The sequence below is a fragment of the Capnocytophaga sp. oral taxon 863 str. F0517 genome (assembly GCF_000466425.1).
Lineage (GTDB): Bacteria > Bacteroidota > Bacteroidia > Flavobacteriales > Flavobacteriaceae > Capnocytophaga.
Genome location: NZ_KE992118.1, coordinates 1 through 425, shown reverse-complemented (window position 1 = coordinate 425; position 425 = coordinate 1). Strand labels below are relative to the sequence as shown.

The following is a 425-nucleotide window of genomic DNA, read 5'->3' as shown; positions in this document are numbered from 1 at the left end:
AAGCAGCTAGCAAACGCCACCCCAAATACCTACGCCACCAAAGATCGCCACGCCAATTTATTCGTTACCCTAAACCTAAAACAACCCTCAATGAGAAATAGTTCTAAAATCAACACCTTAGAGAGTAAGTTCCCTATTCTTGCCATAGAACAAGACTGTTTGCTCACCAAAGAAGCCGACATCAGCGTCGGCTTCGAGGTGCAGCTTCCAGAGCTCTTTACCATTTCGGGTGAGGACTATGAGATACTCCACTCGCTTTGGCATAAGGCTATCAAAGTATTGCCACAGTATACCGTTATCCACAAACAGGACTGGTTTATCAAGGAACAATACGAACCTGAACTGCAAGGTGAGAACCTGAGTTTTCTCTCTCATTCGTACGAAAAGCATTTTAACGAGCGTCCGTTCTTAAATCACAGATGCTA

The 425-nt window shown here is 44.2% G+C and carries 1 protein-coding gene; it reads left to right on the top strand.

What is annotated here, in order from left to right:
* Positions 1–90: 90 nt before the first annotated feature.
* Positions 91–425 (top strand): DUF3875 domain-containing protein (locus HMPREF1551_RS05325; RefSeq protein WP_081695743.1); only part of this gene is annotated, 335 nt, incomplete at its 3' end.